Below are 21878 nucleotides of genomic sequence, written 5' to 3'. Positions count from 1 at the left end.
CTAAGCCGCCAATACAAGGTAGGCATATACCAACGGTGCCGCAAGCAACAAGCTGTCAAAGCGATCTAAAATTCCGCCGTGACCGGGTATAACATGTCCCGAATCCTTAATTCCGTAGGTTCTCTTCAACACAGATTCCACCAAATCTCCCAAGGGTGCCGCGATACCGATGACAACTCCTATGATCAAGGCATGGAGAACGGAAAAATGAAAACATAAGGAAAAGATAATAGAGGTAATAATCGTACCGATAAATCCGCCTAAAGCCCCTTCAACGGTCTTACCGGGACTGATAGTAGGACAAAGTTTATTTTTTCCCAAGGCCCGTCCCGTAAAATAAGCAAATGTATCGCTTGCCCATGTACAAAAAAGGAGGAGAAACATAAAAAAGCGTCCCGGCTCAAGCATTACCGCTGCAAAATCATTGACATAGTAGGACCCGATAGTACCGCTACGCAATGCTAAAACCGAAAAAAATCCGAGAGCAATATAAGCGGCTCCGTAAAGAGTCCGTGCGCTATCTGCCAAGGATATGTTTTTATGACGAATAACCGTACGTACCCAAATGCCGACAGGCAACAGAACAGCGGCTAAAGTCATCAACTTTACACTGTCAAAGGCAAAGGCGGCCAACAAAAACAGAAGCCAACATGTAACGGCTCTTTCGGGTATACCCTTACCTTCAGTTCCCGTCATCTTTACATACTCAAACCAACCGCCTACGGCGAGTAAAGCAATAAGGGCGAAAAAAGGCCAACCGCCTTCATAAATTATAAAAATTACGGCTGCACCGCCAATCAGGCCGGACGCCACACGTGTACTCAACATTTCTTACTCCTCATGCAAACCGCCAAAGCGACGATCTCTTCCCTGATAAGATTTGATAGCTTCTATAAGCGTGTCTTTTGTGAAATCGGGCCAACACAGGTCGGTGTACCAAAATTCGGCATAAGCGATTTGCCATAATAAATAATTACTGATACGTAAATCCGCCCCCGGGCGAATTAATAAATCCACTTCATTTTCAGGTGCTGTATACAAATAAGTGCTTATCAACTCTTCCGAAATCTGTGAAGCATCTATTTTTTTATTCTCCACATCTTTTACAATCGACTTTACAGCTGTCGCAATTTCCCCGCGACCACCGTAGTTGACAGCCACATTGACAATAAGCCCCGAATTCTTGTGCATAGAAGTTTCCGCCGTATTAAACAGCTCTTGCAGATCTTTTGACAAGCGGGTTCTGTCCCCGATAAATCTCAATTGTACGTTTTTAGCATCCAAATCGGCAAGATTTTTCTTTAAATACGTAAGCATGAGATTCATAATATACGAAACTTCTTCTTCCGGTCTCTTCCAGTTTTCCGTGGAAAAGGCATAGACCGTAAGCACCTTGACTCCCAGTTCATCAGCAGCTACAATAATCTGCTTCAAGGTATCCGCTCCGGCTTTATGCCCCGCACGCCGAGGCATGCCGCGGCGTTTGGCCCAACGGCCGTTACCGTCCATAATAATGGCTACATGGTGAGGAACTCGTGTCATATCTAAGGTCAAATCATCATGTTGAACCTCTATATTCGATTTCTCTTTGGAAAATAAATTTCCGAGCATACCCTAATTCTCCTATTTATGCAGTAGCTTCTTTACAGTTTCGCCGGCTTCCATTCGGGGATTGGCTACCAATTCGACGGTACCATTTGCCTCTTGCCGGACTCTTACTACATATAAGCGATCCAAATCAGCATGAAAGAAACGGCTTGTCGACTCTGTCAGGACAACTGTATAATTTATATTCTCTCGCTCTAATGAAGATTTGGCATACCCTAAGGGCATGCCAAATAAACTGTATATATCCATTATACTTCCATTACTTCTTTTTCTTTTTTATCTTTAATTTCATCTATTTGCTTTATCTTCGCATCCGTAATCTTTTGGATTTTCGTCTGTGCTTCCTTGCTGTCATCTTCCGTAATTTCTTTCTTCTTTTCACTCTTCTTTACGGCATCGTTCGAATCACGTCGGATATTGCGTACGGCAACTTTAGCATCTTCCGCCTCTTTGCCGACTTTTTTGCTTAATTCCTTACGACGCTCTTCCGTAAGTTGAGGAATTTCAAGACGAATAATCGTACCGTCGTTATTGGGATTTAAACCCAGGTCGGACTTCAAAATAGCCTTTTCAATTTCACCGAGCATAGTACGTTCCCACGGAGAAATAGTAATTAAACGAGGTTCCGGAGCCGATACGTTAGCCACTTGATTAACCGGTGTCGGTGTTCCGTAATAGTCGACGGATACACGATCTAACAAGGAGGTGCTTGCCCGACCGGTCCGAATGGAAGATAAGTTACGTTTAAAATTCTCAATCGTTTTATCCGCTTTAGCCTCACACTCATTTAATAATTCTTGAATTTCCATTGCCGTCACTTCCTTATCGCAAATATATTAACTATATGATACCGTTTTTATTCCCCTTTGTCGACTATCGTACCTACTTCTTTCCCTGATGCGGCGTCTACAATGTTACCGGGAATATCAATGGAAAATACGAGGATGGGAATATCGTTGGTCATACATAATGTCGTAGCCGTGGCATCCATAACTCCCAGTTCTTTTTTGATAACATCCAAATACGTCAATCTGTCAAATTTCTTAGCGTCGGGATTCAGTTTCGGATCGCTGTCATAAACTCCGTCAACGAACTTTTTAGCCATTAAGATAGCATCGGCTTCAATTTCGGCGGCACGCAATGCTGCCGTTGTATCCGTCGAGAAGTAAGGATTGCCCGTGCCGGCTCCGAAGATAACAACGCGACCTTTTTCCATATGACGAATAGCACGACGACGAATATAAGGTTCCGCCACCTGTTGCATATTAATAGCTGTCTGAACGCGTGTAGCTACACCGAGCTTTTCCAAAGCATCCTGAAGGGCCAGAGAATTCATAACTGTTGCCAACATGCCCATATAATCGGCCGAGACTCGATCCATACCTTCGGCACTGCCTGAAAGACCGCGCCAAATATTACCTCCGCCCACAACAATGGCCACTTGAATTCCCTGCTTCGTTACCGTTGCAATATCACGGGCAATGAGGTCAACCGTCTTGGGGTCAATACCGTATCCCTGTTTTCCCGCCAAGGCTTCACCGCTTAATTTCAAGACGATTCGTTTAAAGTTTCTGTCCATCTCTGTTCCTCCCGAAAGCATTTGATTAGAAAATAAGAGAACACGGTTGGGTGTTCTCTTATGGGTATCTCTTTTATTTAGCTTGTGCCATTACTTCCGCTACGAAATCATCGTTACGTTTTTCAAGACCTTCGCCCAATTCATAACGAACATAACGGCGAACATCGATTTTTTCACCGATCTTAGCAACAGCTTCCGTAATAACCTGTCCTACAGACTTGTCGGAATCTTTAATAAATTCCTGATCAAGCAGGCAGTTTTCTTTATAGTATTTTTCAATACGTCCGACAATCATCTTTTCAACGATCTTTTCAGGTTTTCCTTCATTCAAAGCTTGCTGACGAAGTACTTCTTTTTCATGTTCAATAACATCTTCGGGTACTTCTTCGCGCTTCAAATATGCCGGTTTGGCAGCTGCAATCTGCATGGCAACGTCTTTGCACAATTCTTTAAACCCTTCAGTTTGTGCAACGAAGTCCGTTTCGCAGTTTACTTCAACCAAAACACCGATACGGCCATTGCCGTGAATATATGAATATACGAGGCCTTCAGCAGCAACGCGGTCAGCTTTCTTAGCCGCTGCCGCCAACCCTTTTTCACGTAAGAAGTCGATAGCTTTTTCTTTATCTCCGTCTGTAGCCACAAGAGCTTTTTTGGCATCCATCATGCCGGCACCGGTAATTTCACGCAACTCTTTTACCAAAGCAGCTGTAATCTCCATGTCTTTACCTCCGATATTGTTATGTATATTTATCTGACAATTAGCCCGAATAACCGTCTTTTACTGCTTGATGAGCATCTTCCTGCCAAGATTCAAAATGTTCTTTCGCATCTTTACCGATCTGAGCATCATTATTATAATCACCCAATTCGGTTTGTTCTTCGCCATCCATCGATTCGCCCTGACGACCTTCCATAATAGCGTCGGCAATCTTTCCGGTTAACAATTTAACGGCACGAATAGCATCATCGTTTGCCGGAATGGGGTAATCGATAAGATCGGGATCGCAGTTCGTGTCTACCGTTGCGATAATGGGAATATTCAATTTACGAGCTTCGGCGATAGCGATTTCTTCTTTTTTCGGATCGATAACGAAGAGCGCATCGGGAACCTTCTTCATTTCTTTAATGCCGCCCAAATACTTTTGGAGTTTTTCCATTTCATGTTTGAGAAGCGTTACTTCTTTCTTGGGAAGAACGTCGAAAGTGCCGTCTTCAGCTTGTTTTTCAAGAGTTTTTAAGCGTTTTACGCGTTTTTCAATGGTCTGGAAGTTGGTCAACATGCCGCCGAGCCAACGTTCGTTGACAAAGAACATGCCGCAACGTTCAGCTTCGTTCTTAATGGATTCTTGAGCCTGCTTCTTCGTTCCTACAAAAAGGACCTTGCCGCCTTCGGATGCCAAGTCACGAGCAAAATTATACGCTTCGTCCAATTTCTTAACGGTTTTCTGCAAGTCGATAATATAGATACCGTTGCGTTCCGTAAAGATAAAGCGCGACATCTTAGGGTTCCAACGACGGGTCTGGTGACCGAAATGAACGCCTGCTTCCAATAATTGTTTCATTGATACTACTGCCATAATATGTTTCCTCCTGTTTCTCCTCCGCTCGGTCATCACTTGTCGCTACCGTAAAAACGGCACAGTAACAAGCTCGACGATGCGTGTGTATTTAAACCTTAATGATTATATCATAAAGAAAGTCGGGTAGCAAGGATTTGAAAAGCAATAAAAAAGGGCTTACGCCCCTTTTTACTCGAGAATATACACTTGTACGGTACGACGACCGAAAGCCATGCACGAATCATAACTTTCCATACATAAATCAATACGGTTGCCCAAAATATCACCGCCCGTATCTTCCGCTACGGCAATGCCGTAACCGGGAATAAAAACCTTAGTTCCCAGAGGAATGACACGCGGATCGACGGCAATTTCGCCGTATCGTGCACGAGTGCCCGTATAGGTAATACCGCGACCGTCTCCGTCAGTCGGCAAGTACGCTGTCGCCACCATGGTCAATACTTCCTTATATTTGGAAATATCACCCGTATTGATTTCTACTGTTTCCTTAGTACCTATTTTACGAATAAGGGGCTTCATTTCGGAGATGAGTTCCGTCTTTATGTGCTCCTTACCGACAACCTGTCCGTCCAGACTGACAATATTATTCGTTACTCGCTTACGCCCGTTAACACCTTCCTGGACAATTTCTTCACGTCCCTGACCGATAGATTCGTCGGGAATACTTTCAATAACATATTGAACTACATCGTCTTCCGATACGGTTTTCCGCGACAAATTACCGATTCGAACGGTCATGTCCTTTTCTACGGGAGCTTCCGGATTCCCGTACGGTCTGTAGTTTTCACGATCATACCCGTATTGAGCCGCTACCTCTCCTACCGTCTTTTTGCCTGACGAGACCGTAACGGTCTGTCCTTTATAATCCAGCGTTACGGGAACGGCCCGACGAACAGTGGCCACAGACCCGTCCGTAAGCTTCGGTGTCGAAAGATAGACTTCGTCCTTAGACGCCGGTGTAATCCCCAGCTCTCGCGTTAAGGCATCTTTATTTAAAGAGCGCGTGTATACTTCCCGGCTCTTACCGTCTTCAATAACAGTAACCGTTTTTCCCTTATCGATAAATCCTGTCAGAGACACGAGAATCAACAAAGCAACCAAAACGGAATAGGTCCGTGTAATCGATTCTTTCCATTTTCTCATGCAATCCCTCCAATTATGACCAATTGTAACAAAGGAGGTATGGCGTGTCAATTTCAGCCGTTTTCAGGCCCCGAAGCAGCTTGCTCCGCAAGTTGCTGAAAGGTCTCCTGAGCATTGACGGCAGGACCCGTTCTATTATCTGTCAGATAGGTATACTCTCCGTTTTGATCCATAATATGACCGTTTACATTATCTTCATAATTGAGTCGGAGAATTTCTTTGATTCTTTCTTTATGAGGCCCGTATTCTACAGGTACAAGCAGTTCGATACGTTCATTTAAATTTCGGGGCATCCAATCAGCGGAAGAAATAAATACATCCTCCGCACCGTCATTGTAAAAATAAAAGAGACGGCTATGTTCCAAAAACCTTCCGACAATGCTGTGTACACTGATATTCTCACTAAGTCCCGTCACTCCCGGACGGAGTACGCAGATACCGCGAACAATAAGACGTACAATCACTCCGGCCTGAGAGGCTTCATACAACCGGTCAATAACGTGTCGATCTAAAAGGGAGTTCATCTTGGCAATAATAACGGCCTTCTTACCCGCTTTAGCCACAGAGATTTCTCTGTCAATGGACGAATACAGTTGTTCTCGTAAGTCATAGGGAGCTACCGCCAGTTTTTTCCAAGCCGGACTTTCAAAATAGCCGGACAAAAGGTTGAAAAAAGCCGATGCATCTTCCCCCATAGCCCGATCCGCCGTCAGAATGCCGACATCCGTATAAATACGGGCCGTTTTTCCGTTATAATTTCCTGTAGCCAAGTGTACATAACGGCGAATACCGTCACTCTCCCGTCGTACGACGAGGGTAATCTTCGAATGGGTTTTTAACCCGGCTACCCCGTAAATGACATGACATCCCGCTTCTTCCAATTTGCGTGCCTTATGAATATTATTTTCTTCATCAAACCGCGCCTTTACTTCCATGAGGACCGTTACTTCTTTACCGTTTTCGGCAGCCGCCGCCAAAGCATCGATAATAGCCGATTGCGTACCGACACGATATAAGGTTTGTTTAATAGCTAAAACGTCCGGATCTTTGGCTGCCAAATAGATAAAATCGTCTACGGCTGCAAAGGTTTCATAAGGATGATGCATCATAATATTATGTTTTTTAACGACAGACCATAATTCTTCTTTCCTATACGGCAACAGTTCCCATACGGGTTGTGGAGAAGCCGCGGGAAATCTCAAACGATCATATTCGGGCAAGGCCGTGATTTCAAAGAGTCCCGTTAAATCCACAGGCCCGTCTATTTCATAAATATCAGCTTCTTCCACGTCTGCCACGGTCTTTAAAAAGCGTCGCATAGCCGGACTGATACGACAGTCCGTTTCCAAGCGAACAGGAGCCCCTTTTTTTCGTTTTTTCAGCGATTTTTTTACTTCCGCCAACAAGTCTGCGGCATCCTTACTGATTTCCAAGTCGGCATCGCGAGTCAATCTAAAGGGTCTGATCTCCGTAATTATATAACTCGGGAAAAACAGATGACCGTAAGCCGCCAGCAGGTCCTCGCAAAAGACGAAGGTATGGCCCCCCCTTTTCTGCGGTATTTCAATGAGTCTCGGCACGGTCTTTAACGGAACGGGAAGTACGGCCGCCTTCATCAGGCCGCCGCCTTCACGTTGCAAAAATACGGCTAAGTTTAAAGATAAGCTCGCCAAAAAAGGAACAAAGTGAGCCGTATCGACAGCCAAGGGTGTAACTACAGGGTAGATTTCTTCCTTTACGTATTTTTCCAAATAAAGTTTTTCTTCTTCATTGGCCTCATCAAAGGAAATAATATGAATCCCCTCTGCCGACAATCGCTTTTTAACGTCTCTATAAATTTTATATTGACGGCGACACTGAGAATGTTCCATCAATTGAATGGCTTCAAACTGCTCCTTTGGGGTCAAGCCGGCAATATCCTTACGAGTTATCTGTTCTGCCAATAAATGCTTAATACCGGCTACGCGAATCATAAAAAATTCGTCGTTGTTAGAGGCACTGATAGATAGAAAGTTAACTCGTTCCAATAAAGGAATAGATGAAATCGCAGCCTCGTTAACCACTCGCTCATTAAAGTTTATCCACGTACATTCACGGTTTAAATATCTGTTTTCCTTTGCATGAATCATCAATATTACCGTCCTTTACAGGTCAAAGCACCTTCATTTCATATATATTATAGTACACACATAAAAACTTTTCATATATTCATTAAAGAACTGATGACAAAAAGATTTGTTCTTCATCCCTTTATCTTTCGCCCTTTTATCTGTACAATAAATAAAAAGACACCGTCACTACGGAAATGAGGTTACTATGGAACATATAGCCATTATCGACATGGGATCAAACTCCATTCGCTTCGTCATTGCTCAAATTAAGGACAACAAAGCCTATTCTTTTGTCTATCAGGATAAGGAAACCATTCGTCTGGGTCAGGGCTTATCACGTACAGGTTCTCTTACGGAAGAAGGCATGGCTAAGGCTTTAAAAAGTCTTCATGTGTATAAACACATTATGGATATTAAGGGAATCAAAACTTGCCTTGCCGTCGCTACGGCGGCGGTTCGCAATGCCGATAACGGTATGCTCTTTCTGGAAAGAATCAAGAAAGAAACGGGTATTTCCATGTCCGTCATTGCCGGTGAACGCGAAGCTTATTTAGGTTACTTAGGCGCCATTAACACCATTGATATTCAAGATTTTATCCTATTCGACTTAGGGGGTGCCAGCGTCGAATTAACGCTGGTTAAAGATCGCAATATCGTTCATGCCGTATCCGTTCCCGTCGGTGCCGTTACTATTACGGAACGATTCGACACGTCCGGGGCCGTCTCGGAGGATCGCTTACACACATGTTTGAAGTTTTTACGCAAAACCTTAGCCGAGGTGTCGTGGCTAAAAGACGTGTCACTCCCCCTTGTCGGTATCGGCGGCACGGCCCGCAACTTTGCTAAAATGGATCAACGAGCTCGCAACTATGAGTTGCCGACCATTCATAATTACCTCTTATTACATGAAGAATTCGAAAAAATTTTCCGGACGCTTGTTGAAAAAACGCCGGCAGCCCGCAAGAAGGTGCCCGGTTTGTCAAGCGAACGGAGCGATGTTATTATTGCCGGCGGTGCCGTCATTAAAACCATATTTGATTTAGTGGGTGCCCACGAACTAATCGTCAGCGGGTGCGGTTTGCGTGAAGGCCTTTTCTTTGAGTATTATGCGAAAATGTATAAAATGAAAAGTCCCCGTCTCGACAATATTCTGGCCTTCAGTATTAATAACTACTTGGGAAATATTGCCGACTTGAATCGGCCGCACTTAAATCAAGTAGCCAAGGTATCGGCCATGCTCTTTGACGGACTGAAACCCTTACATAAATGCAACGACCGAATTCGCGAGTTACTTGTCACGGCAGCTCTCTTGCATGACATCGGTAAGCGCGTAAACTTTTACAATCATGCCCGTCACTCGGCCTTCATTATCGGCCATGCTCCCCTATACGGTATGACCCAAAGAGAACAAATGATGACGGCCTTTATTGCAGGCTTTCACCACGGCATCAGTCGAAAAATCCAAAGAGCCTATAAATATGCCAATATTCCCTCTGATGACGAGTGGGCCGTTATTCGCAAAATGTCCGTACTTCTGGCTTTGGCCGAAGCCTCGGACCATACGTATGAAAATATTGTGGAAAGAATGGATGTGGAAATTAAAGACGACGTAGTCATCATTATTCTCCATGCCAAAGACGGGGCTCCCTATGAAAGCGCCGATTACGCCATGCAGGAATTTACGAAATCTTTCAAAAAGGAATTCGGCTTTCCTCTCGTCCTTATTTGGAAATAATCAATATGTTATCTATCGAATCTTATTCATGCTTAAGTCGACACTCTTGTCGACTTAAGCATGAATATTTTATAAAGAACATATTTCTTTATAACAAAATATTATCAGTTACTTGTATTTTTCAGGATGCTTATATATAATTCAATATAAGCATAGAAAAAATTATAAGGAGTTTTATACGTGAATAATAAGTTTAATGTTAAAGGGGCCGTACTCTCCTGTCTTCTTATCTGTAGCGTAGGTTCATCCGCTTATGCGACAGGTACCGAAACACTTTCAACTGGAAAGGAAATGCCCTTAACCCACAATTGGCTCGATCGAACGGACATAAAAGCCAAATTTCAGACAAATCACGAGCCTCAGTATGCAGTAGAAACCTTACAACCTTTAAGCCACTACGATGAAAAAACGTCGAAAGACCTCGTGTTCATTCAAGGCAGTGTTTCTTCCAATTTCGGTGACGTCTTTACTTATGACGAATACCTAAACGAGCCCGTTCCGGGGTCCGGCACTGTCATCTATGAAGAGCGTCATGTCAACCGCTACGATCGCATCGGTACGACGGGCAGTATCGGCTTGGGCTATCGCCACTTAAGCCGCAGCGAAAACGCCTACGTAGGAGCCAATGCCTTCTACGACTATTCTTTTAAGGATAACTACAGACGTGCCGGTGTGGGAGCCGAATATGTAGTAGGCGAAAATAAGTTTTATGCCAATTTCTATAAACACTTAGGAAGCGGAGATTTCTTCTATTCGGAGAGCACAATAGATGAACCCTATCCGGCTCCTTACAATACACCTGATACGGGCGTATCCTTAGTCCACACAAGTCGCTCTATGACGGCTTCGGGATATGATATCGGTTATTCCCGAACTTTTAAAAACGCTCGTTATCTGCGTCCTTATATTAATCGATATCACTGGAATATCCACAGGGATGTCCGCGGTCTATACGGCATGTTGCTCCATACTTTCAATACCTATAAAGACGGCTATAAAGTAGGTACGGAAATTAATCTTACACCCCATATTGCCGTCGATACGGGCTATAACAAGCCCTCGGGGCACTCCGGCGAGTTCTATATTCAGGTTATGTACACCTTGGGTAAAACCGATTTTGCACTCTTTGGCGGTAAACACGGTAACTCGGATGATACAACAACGGCTCGTTCCCAAATGTTTGATAAAGTACGCCGTCATGATATGACAGCTACTAAATACAAGGGAGAGTTTCATATACATTATCCTCACGACCACTTATAGGATTACAGAAACCGACAAAAAAAAGAGGACTGCTATGCAGTCCTCTTTTTTTGTCTTACGAATGTTTTTCCAAGTATGAAGCGGCAATTTGTGCGTATACCGCTGCGCCTCCCGTAAGAACCTCTTCGTCGGATGTGAAATGATTACTGTGATTAGACCAAACGGTACCTTTTTCTTCATTATAGTTGCCTACAAAGAAATACGCACCAGGCTTCTTTTCCTGGAAGAAGGAAAAATCTTCACTGCCCATATTTTTTTCACATTCAAAGAGTGCGTCCCTGCCGAGTACATCCGTTACAGCCTCTTCAACAACGACAGTACATGCTTCGTCGTTAACCGTAGGAGGAACCGTCGAATGATATTCGAGTTCCGCCGTACCGCCATAAGCCCGGGCTGTAGATTCTGCAATCAGCCGAATAGAGTTCTCTACCTTTTTGCTGATTTCATTGTTGAAATGTCGAACCGTTCCTTCTAATACAGCCTCGCCGGCCACAATATTCCAACGGTCACCGCCATGAATCGTACCGACCGTCACGACTACCGAATCGAGAGGGCTGATCTGTCTTGCCACAATTCCTTGAAGGTTCATGACCGTAGCCGAGGCGATGAGAACCGCATCGACTCCGAGTTGGGGTTGGGATCCGTGAGACTGTTTTCCCTTAATGCGAATCGTGAACTGTTCCGTAGCCGCCATTTCTTCGCCTTTGCGAACACCGACTTTACCTGCCGGGAAGGTGCCCCAAATATGGGCTCCGAAGATAGCCCCGCTTTTTTCAAACCAATCGCCGAAGTTCATCATATACGGAGCTCCGACGCCGATTTCTTCAGCCGGCTGGAAAACAAGATATACCGTGCCGGGCAATTCGCTTTGTACGTCTTTAAGCATCTTAGCGGCGCCCAGCAACATAGCAATATGATTATCATGACCGCAAGCATGCATGACGCCTTCATGTTCCGACGCAAAGTCGAGACCCGTATCTTCCGTTACGGGCAAGGCATCGATATCAGCTCTTAAAGCTACTGCCGGACCGGGCTTATCACCCTTAATAACCCCGATAAGACCCGTGTTTTTTTCCGTATTGATTTCAAAGGGAATATTTAACTCCTGCAATTTTTCACCGATACGTTTCGTCGTTTCATGTTCGGCAAAACTCAGTTCGGGAATACGGTGAAACTCGCGTCTCATAGCAATGACATAGTCATGATAAGACGCCATTTTATCTTTAAAATTCATACCAAGTCCCCCTTATATATAACTCTTACGGTTGTAAGAGCGGAATGAAAAGAGATGCGATAATAACGGACGTAATCGTTACGGTAACGAAACCGCCGACAATCATTTGCGGCAACATTTCGTCCATTAGCATTTTCTTTTCTTCCTTTGTTTTGGCTAAAGCCGTCGTGCATTCATCGGTCAATACATAGTTAGGCGGAAATCCGTAAAGTGCCGTAAGGCTTGTAGCAATAGCCATATACGGGCTCATCTTCAAGAACTTCGATACAAAATAAGCCAAAATAACCATGCCGATTACACCGACTACAATAATAAGCACCATAGGTCCGAGAATTTCTGCCAACAATTCAGGTGTAGCACTGCTAAGTCCCCCGAAAATAAAGACCATCAAGATGAACATGATGAAATTAAAGCAACCGTTTTTAACGAGAATATTGGGACGAAGGAAACCCAATTCCGTGGCAATAATACCGAAAATAAGAGCCAATACTGCCGGATTGATTGCATAAGCCCCCATAAACGATTTGGTCCAACTGCCGACAACAAGGCATAAGGTACCTATAATGGCAAGGGTTGCTAAGGAGTAGCTGACTGAATAGTATTTATCCGGAACCTGCGGAAAGAGGGTTTTTCTCGGCGCTTCTTCGGCTGTAAATTTACCGTTTTCCGCGTCAATATCACCTACCGCCGCATCGTCTTTGCGCTTACCTTCGCGGTATTCTTTCAAAAGTTTGTTACCTTCCTTTTTCAGCATAATAGCCGTTAAAGGATACCCTGCAAAACCCTGACATACGTACATGCAAATAGCCAGAATAGCCACCTTTTCGAGACCCAGTTCGGCAGCTGCCGTCTGCATCATCGTCGCAGCAATGATACCGCCGGTCAAAGGAGGTAAGCCTGCAACAATGTAGTTGAAGTCGATGACATTAAAGAGTCCCAGAATCAGGCAAAATACAACCATGCCGAAAAGACCTGCCAAGCAAACAACAATGACCTTCCATTGTTTTGACAGCTCCTTAAGACTAATAGCCGTACCCATGTGAGTAATGGCCAACATGATTGCAATAATCCCGCCTAAAGGCGCTCCTAAACCGCCCATCTTAACGATGTCTTTCGGTAAGAATGTCCAGTATCCGACAAGAAACAAAATAGCAATAATGAATACGGACGGAATCCATGCCTTCGTATACGTACCGATAAATTCACCGATGGCATACAGAGCACATAAGATGAAAAAGGCAAATACGGGTGTGGACGCCAAAAAAGCTTGAAATTCCTGCATAACTTTCTCTCCTTTGTTTTATATTTGTTATATAAAACGGCAGCCTCTATGAAGAGACTGCCGATATAACCTGACATATTATGATTGAGTCAAGTATTCCAATCGTTGTACAATCTTTCCGTTTTGTACGTAAACACGCGGTACACGCCGATTAATGTTACACGTAATTTCATGAATAATCGTATGACACGTATCGGCAATTTCATCGGCACTTACGCATTCGCTTCCTTGTTCTCCGAAAAGAACGACTTCATCGCCGACTTTCACATCGGGAATATGACTTACGTCGATCATACATTGATCCATGCAAATATTCCCTACTTGGTGAGCTCTGACTCCGTGTACGATAACATCGATTTTCGATGAAAGAGCCCGATTGTATCCGTCGGCATAACCGATAGGAAGCGTTGCAATCTTCGTAGGCCCCTTTGCCGTAAAGTGGCGGCCGTAGCCCACGCAATCGCCTTCATATATAGTTTTGAGATGGGTAATACAACAGCGAAGAGACATGACGGGTTTAATCTTCGTACCCGTCACAAGTACCTCTTTGGAGGCATCATACCCGTATTGAATAATACCGGGTCGAATCATTTCTCTATGGAAATCGGGAAGTTCCAATGTTCCGGCACTATTACAACAATGATGAATATTAAAAGTAACGCCTGCCCCTTTCAATGCATCGATAAAAGCCGAAAAACGACTGTGTTGTTCGTGAGCCCATTCTTTGTCCGCAATATCGGCTTCACTAAAGTGTGTAAAAATTCCTTGCATGGTAATTCCCGGCAAGGCGGCAATTTTTTTGACTTCTTCTATCGCCTCGGGAGAGGGGACATACCCGATACGACACATTCCCGTATCGGCTGCAATATGAATTTTGACTTCACGCCCCGTTTCTACTGCTTTACGAGAAAACATTTCCGCATCGCGGTAAGAAAAAACAGCCGGTTCAATATCATTATCCAACAATTCTTCGGCCCGTTCTCCTGCCGTATGCCCTAAAATAAGGATAGGCGCCGTGATTTTTGCCCGCCGCAGTTCCGTTCCTTCATCAAGACTGGATACGGCTAAGCGATCCGCTCCGTTTTGTAAGAACACTTTGGACAACATGACGGCACCGTGTCCGTATGCATCCGCTTTAACAACGGCTGTCACTAAGCGGTCCTTCCCGGTAATACGGCGAATTTCACGCATATTTTCGGCGGCTCTGTCCAAGTCGATTTCCGCCCAAACGGGACGTTTCGTATAATTTTCCGTAATTTCCGTTACTGTCGGTCGAGCCATATCCATCATCCTCCTTAGGTTTATACTAACCCTGAATACATGAATAATAACCTCTTACTACGATAAATTATACGGTATTTAAATTCTCGTGTAAATCCTCAACATACATGTATACACATAAAACCACATAAATCCGAGTTAAGCCGTTATTTCTTTTTATCCTGCCAAAAGGAAACGGCAACCAAGGGTCTGAAACAAATAAATGGCTCATACGGCAAATCAATAAAATAAATTTACGAGCCCAAATGGATTCTTGATGAGCTACATCCTCACCTCACTACGTCTGAATATATGCTCCTATTGTATTATTGAATAGACGTAATGGAAATCAAATACCTACTTATGTTCGCTTATACTTATGAATTAATGCCATCAAACGTGCTTCCATTTCCGCTATAAGATGATGCCATGAGTGACTTTCCACGGCTTCTCGCACGTGAGGAGGCATTACCTCTCCTGTAGCCCACTTTTCAAATTGGCGTAATAAGGCCTCAGTCAATCTTTCTATATATGCCGGGATGTCTTCCTCAACCGGTTTGTCTACATCATATAAACGCGGCAGATCTACATACTCGATAAAGCCTGACTCATTTACGATAGGCCCCAATAATTCCATAAGACCGATGATCTTCGTCGTAATAACCGGCAAATTACAAGCCATGGCTTCGACAGCCGTTAAGGCTATGCCTTCATAATAAGACGGTAAGGTATAAAAATCGGCTTGCCTTAAAAGAGCCGCTAAATCGGGCTGTGCCATGGCCGGCAAAAATCGGATCCGCTCGTTATATCCACTGAGACGCTTCAACTCTTCAATTTGCTCGTCCGTACCGTTACCTATATATATTAATTCGGCCGGAGGAGAATTATGCCGTCTTTGAAATTCAACTTGAGCCTTTACAAAGGCTTGTATAAATTCAAAAATCCCTTTTGAACGGGAAATTTTTCCGGCATAGACCACTTGCGGTGACAATTGCCGACGACGTTCTTTTTTGGCTTCATCGGCATCTTCAGCATAAAAGATCGTATCCTTAAATCCGCCACCCGTCACTTCTATGCACTCCCGTTTCAAGCCGAAAAGATCGGTCAGGCAGTTTTTATCATTCTCCCCCAGAGCCCAATAGGCATCTAAATGTTTAGCCCCTTCCATAAAGGACAGAAATCGTTCGTGTTTGCGTACTTGGCGCAAATCCGTCCCGTGACTGATACCCACCACGGGAATATCCGAAAACACTTCACGTACAATGGCCGTCATCAAAAATATATGATGAGAAATGACAACTTGAGGTTTGAATATTCTTTTCGCCTCTTCCAACCGTTTACGAAAAACTTTTATGTACAACTGTAAGTCCTCATCACTCATAGCACCGAATACCGTAGAGTCGTACGGCATTTCATCACTCATACCGGCTATGGGAAAAGGTAAGACATCAGAATTAAACACGACAGGAAAGGTTTCCGTACAGGGAAGATCCGGATCAAAAGGGGCCTGTACACCGTATAAAGCCGCATTTTCATGACCTCTCTCGTCCATGTAACGCAGTACCGTATCAAAATATACACCGCTTCCCGTTTTCATAGGAAGTTGTGCTAAACAATGAAGAATTCTCATTTCACACCTCACACATTATAATACTCAGTATTATAGCATAGTATAAGGTCTTCTAATCCACTTATTTAAAAATTATATAAGCATGAGACAACAAGGAATAACTCGCCTTTTCTTGCCCGTCAAAGAAAAAACTTATATAATATTTATTACTGTTACTATACAAAACGAACGAGGTGTACCATGTCTTTACAAGAAGAAGTCAATAAGAGGAGAACCTTTGCCATCATCTCTCATCCCGATGCCGGAAAAACAACCTTAACGGAAAAACTCCTGCTCTACGGAGGAGCCATTCATTTAGCCGGATCTGTAAAAGCCCGGAAAACGTCAAAACATGCGGTTTCGGACTGGATGGAAATTGAAAAACAGCGCGGTATTTCCGTTACCAGCTCGGTTTTACAATTTGACTATGAAGGCCACCGCATTAATATTCTCGATACGCCGGGCCATCAAGATTTCAGTGAAGACACGTATCGGACCTTAATGGCTGCCGACAGTGCAGTCATGCTTATCGATGTAGCTAAAGGCGTCGAAGCGCAAACAAAAAAACTTTTTAAAGTTTGCCGTGAACGCGGCATCCCCATTTTTACATTCGTCAATAAAATCGACCACTTCGGTCGTAACCCTTTCGACATTATGGATGAAATAGAAACGGTCCTCGGTATCAGAGCTTACCCTATGAATTGGCCCTTAGGCGTTAACGGCAGTTATGAAGGTATCTATGACCGTACGGCCTCTTCTATAGAATTATTTGAAAAGGACACGAACCATGGCCAACGTAAATTGGCCTCTACTAAAGGTAGCGCCGATGATCCGGCATTTAAAGAACTCTTATCTGATGAAGTTCATCAATCGTTAATCGACGATATTGAACTCTTGGATGCTGCCGGTGATGCTTTTGACATGGAGAAAGTCAAAAACGGAACTTTGACACCCATGTTCTTCGGCTCGGCAATGACCAACTTCGGCGTCAAACCCTTCTTGGAAAAATTTCTTGAACTGGCTCCCAAGCCGCAACCGCGTAAAACTAAAGAAGGCTCCGTAGACCCCATGTCCGAGCAGTTTACGTCCTTTATTTTCAAAATTCAGGCCAACATGAATCCGCAGCACCATGACCGCATTGTCTTTATGAGAATTTGTTCGGGAAAATTCGAAAAAGGTATGACTGTCACACACAGACAATCGGGTAAACAAGTTCGGCTCATGCAACCCCAACAATTTCTCGCTACAGAACGAACTCTGGTAGAAGATGCGTGGCCCGGTGACATTATCGGCGTCTTTGACAGCTCATCCTTAGGCGTAGGCGATACGCTCTATAGCGGCAAACTCCCCGTCACCTTTGCCGATTTTCCCACCTTCCCGGCTGAACTCTTTGCCCGCATTCGTGCCAAAGATTCGATGAAGCGCAAGCAGTTCCTAAAAGGTATGACTCAGTTGGCTCAAGAAGGAGCTGTGCAGATTTATGAAAATCCCGGTTCTATGGAAAGTTATATTGTCGGAGCTGTCGGTCAATTACAGTTCGAAGTTCTCGAATACAGACTTCTTCACGAATACGGTGTAACCTTGGAAATGAATCGTCTCCCCTACTCCGTAGCCAAATGGATTTATTCGCAAGACCGCGATTATCGTGACTTAAAGAATATTGACAGCGCCATGATTGTAAAAGATCATAAACAACGAATTGTCCTGCTCATCACCAATGAGTGGCAAGCCGATTGGATTATAGAACGTAATCCCGATTTTCTTTTTTGTTCTACACCGGATGAATTGCCTCTTGATTCTTAATTGTACCGAATATGAAAAAGCACCTCTTTCAGAGATCTCTGAAAGAGGTGCTTTTTTTAGGCGGCCTTACTTTTTAAACGTTCATGTTTCATTTTTGTTAAATACATAGAACCGCCGATAATCAAAATTCCTCCAATCAAAGTCATGGACGTCATGACTTCGTCAAAGAAAACAAATCCCCAGAGGGAATTGAAAAATACGGCAATATACGCTACAAAACTTACAATGACAGCGTTTCCGTACATGTAAGAGCGGGTCATCCAGATTTGAGCCAACACAGAATTAATACCTAAAATAAGACAAAAAATCCATTCATGAAAATCGGGCCAATGAAAATCCGCCCCCATCAACACTGCACCTGCTACAGCCGCACAAACAAGAAAATACAAAACGATTTCATATTGATGATGTTTTCCCGAAGCGGTCAGCTTACTGACCGTCGTATAGGCAGCAGCTGCTAAAACCGCCTGTGCCAAGACAAAGAGCGAATAGACGTTAAAAGCATCAAAATGCCACGGTCTGACAACCAGCGATGCTCCTCCGATAATAAAAATAAGCGGCAGAACAGCTTTTTTAGGAATGACTTCTTTCAGAAAAATCGCTGCAAAGAGCATGACAAAAAACGCCGACAGTTGTGATAATATGGATGCATCGCCCAAGGGCACTCCCCTCAGTCCGTAAAACATACAAACCATGCCGACACCACCCAAAACGCCTCGTAGTGCCAGTGTGGGGCGGTCTTCATGGGAAAGATGAATTCCCTGTAGTTTCATAAGAGCCACAATAATAACGGCACTTACTGTTCCTCTGAAAAATGCAATTTCTCCGGTACCCATAGATACGGATAAATCTTTGACGATAACATTCTGAAAGCTAAATGCCAAGGCGGCTAAAACCGAATAAATAACTCCTTTGTTCATTATAACTACTCTTTCTACCTGGTAGCATCATCAATAAACTTCGTAACGGTCCTCTTCATCTCACTCTTATCTACGGTTTCCGTAAATCTTAAAGGTAAGTCTTGCAACCTTTTTAAGGAGTAAGGTATGCCAATTCCCGACAGTGCTGTCAACCGTTCCAAAGAATCAAAGGGATTTTCATCGACAGGTAACCCCAAAGCTCGACACATGGCAGGCGGGAATTTATAGGGGTGAGCCGTCGACATGATAACGGTATGACGACCTGACACAAGACCCTGACGTTTTCTTTTTAAATACACACCATAAGCTACGGCTGTATGAGGATCCATGAGGTACGTTTCATCATTATATGCATAATTAATGACGTTTTTTGTTTCTTCATCATCAATCCAATCGCCGGCAAAGGTCAGATCGATTTTTTTCAAAAGTGCTTCGGGTACGGACATTTTCCCGGTTTCCTGAAGCTCCTTTTCCCAGACTTTAACGGCATCTACATCACCGTTTGTCAAATAGTATAAAAAGCGTTCGAAATTACTGGATAATAAAATATCCATAGACGGGCTGGTCGTTACATAAAAGTCCCGATTCATATCATACACGCCTGTAGCAAAAAAGTCGGCCAAAACCTTGTTACGGTTGGAAGCACAAATTAGAGTGCCCACGGGAATACCCATTTTTTTTGCCAAATAAGCGGCCAAAATATTACCGAAATTACCTGTCGGTACGACAACATCAAAGGATTCTTTTTCACCGATGACGCCGTCATCAACCAAAGATGCATACGTAAACACGTAATAGATAATCTGCGGTAACAAGCGTCCTATATTAATAGAATTGGCACTGGAAAATACGGCACCCTTTTCGGCTACATAGTCATTAATTTCCTTATCCGTAAAAATCCGTTTCAACATCGACTGAGCGTCATCGAAATTGCCGTCAATAGCCGTAACGGAAATATTCTGTCCTTCTTGTGTCTGCATTTGCAGCTTTTGCATGGGGCTGACTCCGTCTTCAGGATAAAAAACGGCTATATTAGTACCTTCTACGTCTTTAAATCCTTCCAAGGCCGCTTTGCCCGTATCACCGCTCGTAGCCGTAAGGATTAAAATCTGGCCGACTTCCTTTTCTTTTTCCTTGGCGGCTGTCAATAAATACGGAAACAGGGAAAGGGCCAAGTCTTTAAACGCAGCTGTACGACCGTGGAAAAGCTCGGCTACAGATACGTCCGTATCCAAAGAACGCAAGGGCACAATCCGTTCGTCATCAAAGGTAGTCGAATTATATGCCTTTTCAACCATCTTACGAATATCGGAACGATTAAAGTCTGTAAAGAATTTTTCCAAAACAATGCATGCCGTATCAATATATGATTTACCTTTAATATCGTCATATACAAGCGTGTTTTCCGGAAAGGTTTCAGGCACATATAACCCCCCGTCGGCAGCTAACCCGTGCAATAGTGCATATGTTGATGTTACCCTTTCATCGGAACGTGTACTTCTGTATTTCATAACTTTTCCTCCCAAGGCCTACTCGTCATGAGAAACGACATAGGTCCATCCGTCGTCTTGGCGTACTCGGCCTTCTTTCATGAGTCTTCCCAACGCTCTTTTAAATGCGGCCTTACTAAGACCGAATTTACTTTTAATAACCAAAGGATCCGTTTTATCCCCATAGGGCATCTTACCGTTACGAGCGTCTAAAAGAGACATTATTTTTTCACTATCCTCGTCCATAGCCGCTTCTTTAACTTTACGCAAGGATATATTAATACGCCCGTCATCCCGTATAAATGCGATGCGTCCTTTAATCATCTGACCGATTAAGACAGGTGTAGTCCATTCGCTACGATGCAGAAAGGCAATCCAACGTTCACGGGTCATTAAATAGGCTCCGTTTTCCGTTATATTGTAAACAGCTCCTTCTACCCAGTCTCCGATTTTTGCATCTTTTGCCGCTACGGAAGCTCGGCGCATTTCATCTTCCACTTCCATCGTAACTGCTAAGCGATGCGACTTATCTTCATATAACTTAACCCATACGTATTCTCCTTCTTTCGGGCGACCCTTCATTTCCGCAAAGGGCATAAAAATGCCGCGTTCCGTACCTACGTCGACAAAGGCTCCGAAACGGGTCGTATTGATGACCGGAGCATATCCGATCTGTCCGATCTTGATTTTCGGCAGCCGCATACTGGCCGTCAATCGCCCCGACGGGTCATGATATAAAAAGACCCGCACCGTATCCCCCTGCTGAACCGGGTGAATCTGTTGATTCTTATGTAAGAGAATATCGTCATTTGTATTTCCCGTTTGCCCGTCTAAAAAAGCACCTACATCACTTATGCGAAGCACTTTTAATTCGACAACCGTATTTTCACATAACTTGACGCCCATGTTACTCTCCTGCAACCTTAAGTCGAGGAACATCTGCCCATACCTGTTCAAGACCGTAGTATTCACGATCGTCGGAGACGAAAATATGAACTATCGTTTCCCCGGCGTCCAATAAAATCCATCGTCCCGTTGTATAACCCTCACGATGATAAACCGTAAATCCTTCTTTTTTAAGGTTTTCTTCTACATTGTCGGCTATAGCCTGTGCCTGTTTTACATTATTAGCCGTGACAATGACAAACTGGTCAGCCATGAGTGATGTTTGCGACATGTCCAGAACTTCAATAGCCGATCCTTTTTTATCCGCGGCAGCTCGTACGGCTACCTCATATGCATTGTTTTGTTCAATCAT

General features: G+C 43.9%; 20 protein-coding genes. 3 read left to right on the top strand and 17 right to left on the bottom strand.

Annotated elements, in window-relative coordinates; translation table 11 throughout:
* The 9 genes from HMPREF9429_RS06410 to ppk1 form a co-directional block, all read right to left on the bottom strand.
* Positions 1-828, bottom strand: a complete 828-nt coding sequence (locus tag HMPREF9429_RS06410) for a phosphatidate cytidylyltransferase (protein WP_006942510.1) — start codon at positions 826-828, stop codon at positions 1-3.
* A gap of 3 nt (positions 829-831) precedes the next feature.
* A complete protein-coding gene (locus HMPREF9429_RS06405; RefSeq protein ID WP_006942509.1) occupies positions 832-1611 on the bottom strand; it encodes an isoprenyl transferase in 780 nt (259 codons plus the stop codon).
* Between the two features lie 12 nt (positions 1612-1623).
* Complete coding sequence (locus tag HMPREF9429_RS06400) at positions 1624-1857, bottom strand: hypothetical protein (RefSeq protein ID WP_006942508.1); 234 nt, start codon at positions 1855-1857, stop codon at positions 1624-1626.
* Positions 1857-2417: a ribosome recycling factor gene (frr, locus tag HMPREF9429_RS06395; protein ID WP_006942507.1), complete on the bottom strand. Its 561-nt coding sequence runs from the start codon at positions 2415-2417 to the stop codon at positions 1857-1859. The genes HMPREF9429_RS06400 and frr overlap by 1 nt, the downstream gene beginning before the upstream one ends.
* A gap of 47 nt (positions 2418-2464) precedes the next feature.
* Complete coding sequence (pyrH, locus tag HMPREF9429_RS06390; protein WP_040774025.1) at positions 2465-3187, bottom strand: UMP kinase; 723 nt, start codon at positions 3185-3187, stop codon at positions 2465-2467.
* Positions 3188-3260: 73 nt separating this feature from the next.
* On the bottom strand, positions 3261-3908 hold the full coding sequence (gene tsf / locus HMPREF9429_RS06385; RefSeq protein WP_006942505.1) for a translation elongation factor Ts: 648 nt from the start codon (positions 3906-3908) through the stop codon (positions 3261-3263).
* 40 nt (positions 3909-3948) lie between these two features.
* On the bottom strand, positions 3949-4767 hold the full coding sequence (gene rpsB, locus HMPREF9429_RS06380; protein WP_232216654.1) for a 30S ribosomal protein S2: 819 nt from the start codon (positions 4765-4767) through the stop codon (positions 3949-3951).
* Between the two features lie 171 nt (positions 4768-4938).
* Positions 4939-5913 carry a 3D domain-containing protein gene (locus tag HMPREF9429_RS06375; RefSeq protein ID WP_006942503.1) on the bottom strand — a complete coding sequence of 325 codons (975 nt, stop codon included), beginning with the start codon at positions 5911-5913 and terminating at the stop codon, positions 4939-4941.
* A gap of 53 nt (positions 5914-5966) precedes the next feature.
* Complete coding sequence (ppk1, locus tag HMPREF9429_RS06370) at positions 5967-8042, bottom strand: polyphosphate kinase 1 (protein ID WP_006942501.1); 2076 nt, start codon at positions 8040-8042, stop codon at positions 5967-5969.
* Positions 8043-8229: 187 nt separating this feature from the next.
* Here ppk1 and HMPREF9429_RS06365 point away from each other — a divergent pair, with 187 nt between their 5' ends.
* Positions 8230-9759, top strand: a complete 1530-nt coding sequence (locus HMPREF9429_RS06365) for a Ppx/GppA phosphatase family protein (protein ID WP_006942499.1) — start codon at positions 8230-8232, stop codon at positions 9757-9759.
* 180 nt (positions 9760-9939) lie between these two features.
* The gene (locus HMPREF9429_RS06360) at positions 9940-11022 is read left to right on the top strand and encodes an inverse autotransporter beta domain-containing protein (protein WP_040774021.1); all 1083 of its coding nucleotides are present in this window, start codon (positions 9940-9942) and stop codon (positions 11020-11022) included.
* A gap of 55 nt (positions 11023-11077) precedes the next feature.
* Here HMPREF9429_RS06360 and HMPREF9429_RS06355 read toward each other — a convergent pair whose 3' ends face one another.
* The 4 genes from HMPREF9429_RS06355 to HMPREF9429_RS06340 form a co-directional block, all read right to left on the bottom strand.
* A complete protein-coding gene (locus HMPREF9429_RS06355) occupies positions 11078-12256 on the bottom strand; it encodes a M20 metallopeptidase family protein (protein ID WP_006942495.1) in 1179 nt (392 codons plus the stop codon).
* 25 nt (positions 12257-12281) lie between these two features.
* Complete coding sequence (locus tag HMPREF9429_RS06350) at positions 12282-13538, bottom strand: hypothetical protein (protein WP_006942493.1); 1257 nt, start codon at positions 13536-13538, stop codon at positions 12282-12284.
* Positions 13539-13616: 78 nt separating this feature from the next.
* Entirely contained in the window at positions 13617-14819 is a 1203-nt protein-coding gene (alr, locus tag HMPREF9429_RS06345; RefSeq protein WP_040774319.1) for an alanine racemase, read from the bottom strand.
* 340 nt (positions 14820-15159) lie between these two features.
* Positions 15160-16428, bottom strand: a complete 1269-nt coding sequence (locus HMPREF9429_RS06340; RefSeq protein WP_040774018.1) for a glycosyltransferase family 4 protein — start codon at positions 16426-16428, stop codon at positions 15160-15162.
* Between the two features lie 180 nt (positions 16429-16608).
* Here HMPREF9429_RS06340 and HMPREF9429_RS06335 point away from each other — a divergent pair, with 180 nt between their 5' ends.
* Positions 16609-18210 (top strand): peptide chain release factor 3, encoded by a 1602-nt coding sequence (locus tag HMPREF9429_RS06335; RefSeq protein WP_006942488.1) that lies wholly within the window; start codon positions 16609-16611, stop codon positions 18208-18210.
* A gap of 56 nt (positions 18211-18266) precedes the next feature.
* Here the strand turns inward: HMPREF9429_RS06335 and HMPREF9429_RS06330 are convergent, their stop codons facing one another.
* Genes HMPREF9429_RS06330 through rsfS form a run of 4 tightly spaced genes read right to left on the bottom strand, consistent with a single transcriptional unit; the run spans position 18267 to position 21878 of the window.
* The gene (locus HMPREF9429_RS06330) at positions 18267-19130 is read right to left on the bottom strand and encodes a DMT family transporter (RefSeq protein ID WP_006942487.1); all 864 of its coding nucleotides are present in this window, start codon (positions 19128-19130) and stop codon (positions 18267-18269) included.
* A gap of 14 nt (positions 19131-19144) precedes the next feature.
* Positions 19145-20641 carry a threonine synthase gene (gene thrC / locus HMPREF9429_RS06325; RefSeq protein WP_006942486.1) on the bottom strand — a complete coding sequence of 499 codons (1497 nt, stop codon included), beginning with the start codon at positions 20639-20641 and terminating at the stop codon, positions 19145-19147.
* A gap of 18 nt (positions 20642-20659) precedes the next feature.
* Positions 20660-21526: a CvfB family protein gene (locus HMPREF9429_RS06320; protein ID WP_006942485.1), complete on the bottom strand. Its 867-nt coding sequence runs from the start codon at positions 21524-21526 to the stop codon at positions 20660-20662.
* Between the two features lies 1 nt (position 21527).
* Complete coding sequence (gene rsfS / locus HMPREF9429_RS06315; RefSeq protein WP_006942484.1) at positions 21528-21878, bottom strand: ribosome silencing factor; 351 nt, start codon at positions 21876-21878, stop codon at positions 21528-21530.

It is taken from the genome of Megasphaera micronuciformis F0359 (assembly GCF_000165735.1).
Classification (GTDB): Bacteria; Bacillota; Negativicutes; order Veillonellales; family Megasphaeraceae; genus Megasphaera; species Megasphaera micronuciformis.
Note: the sequence above shows the minus strand (reverse complement) of the source record. Positions and strands in the feature narration are given on the sequence as shown.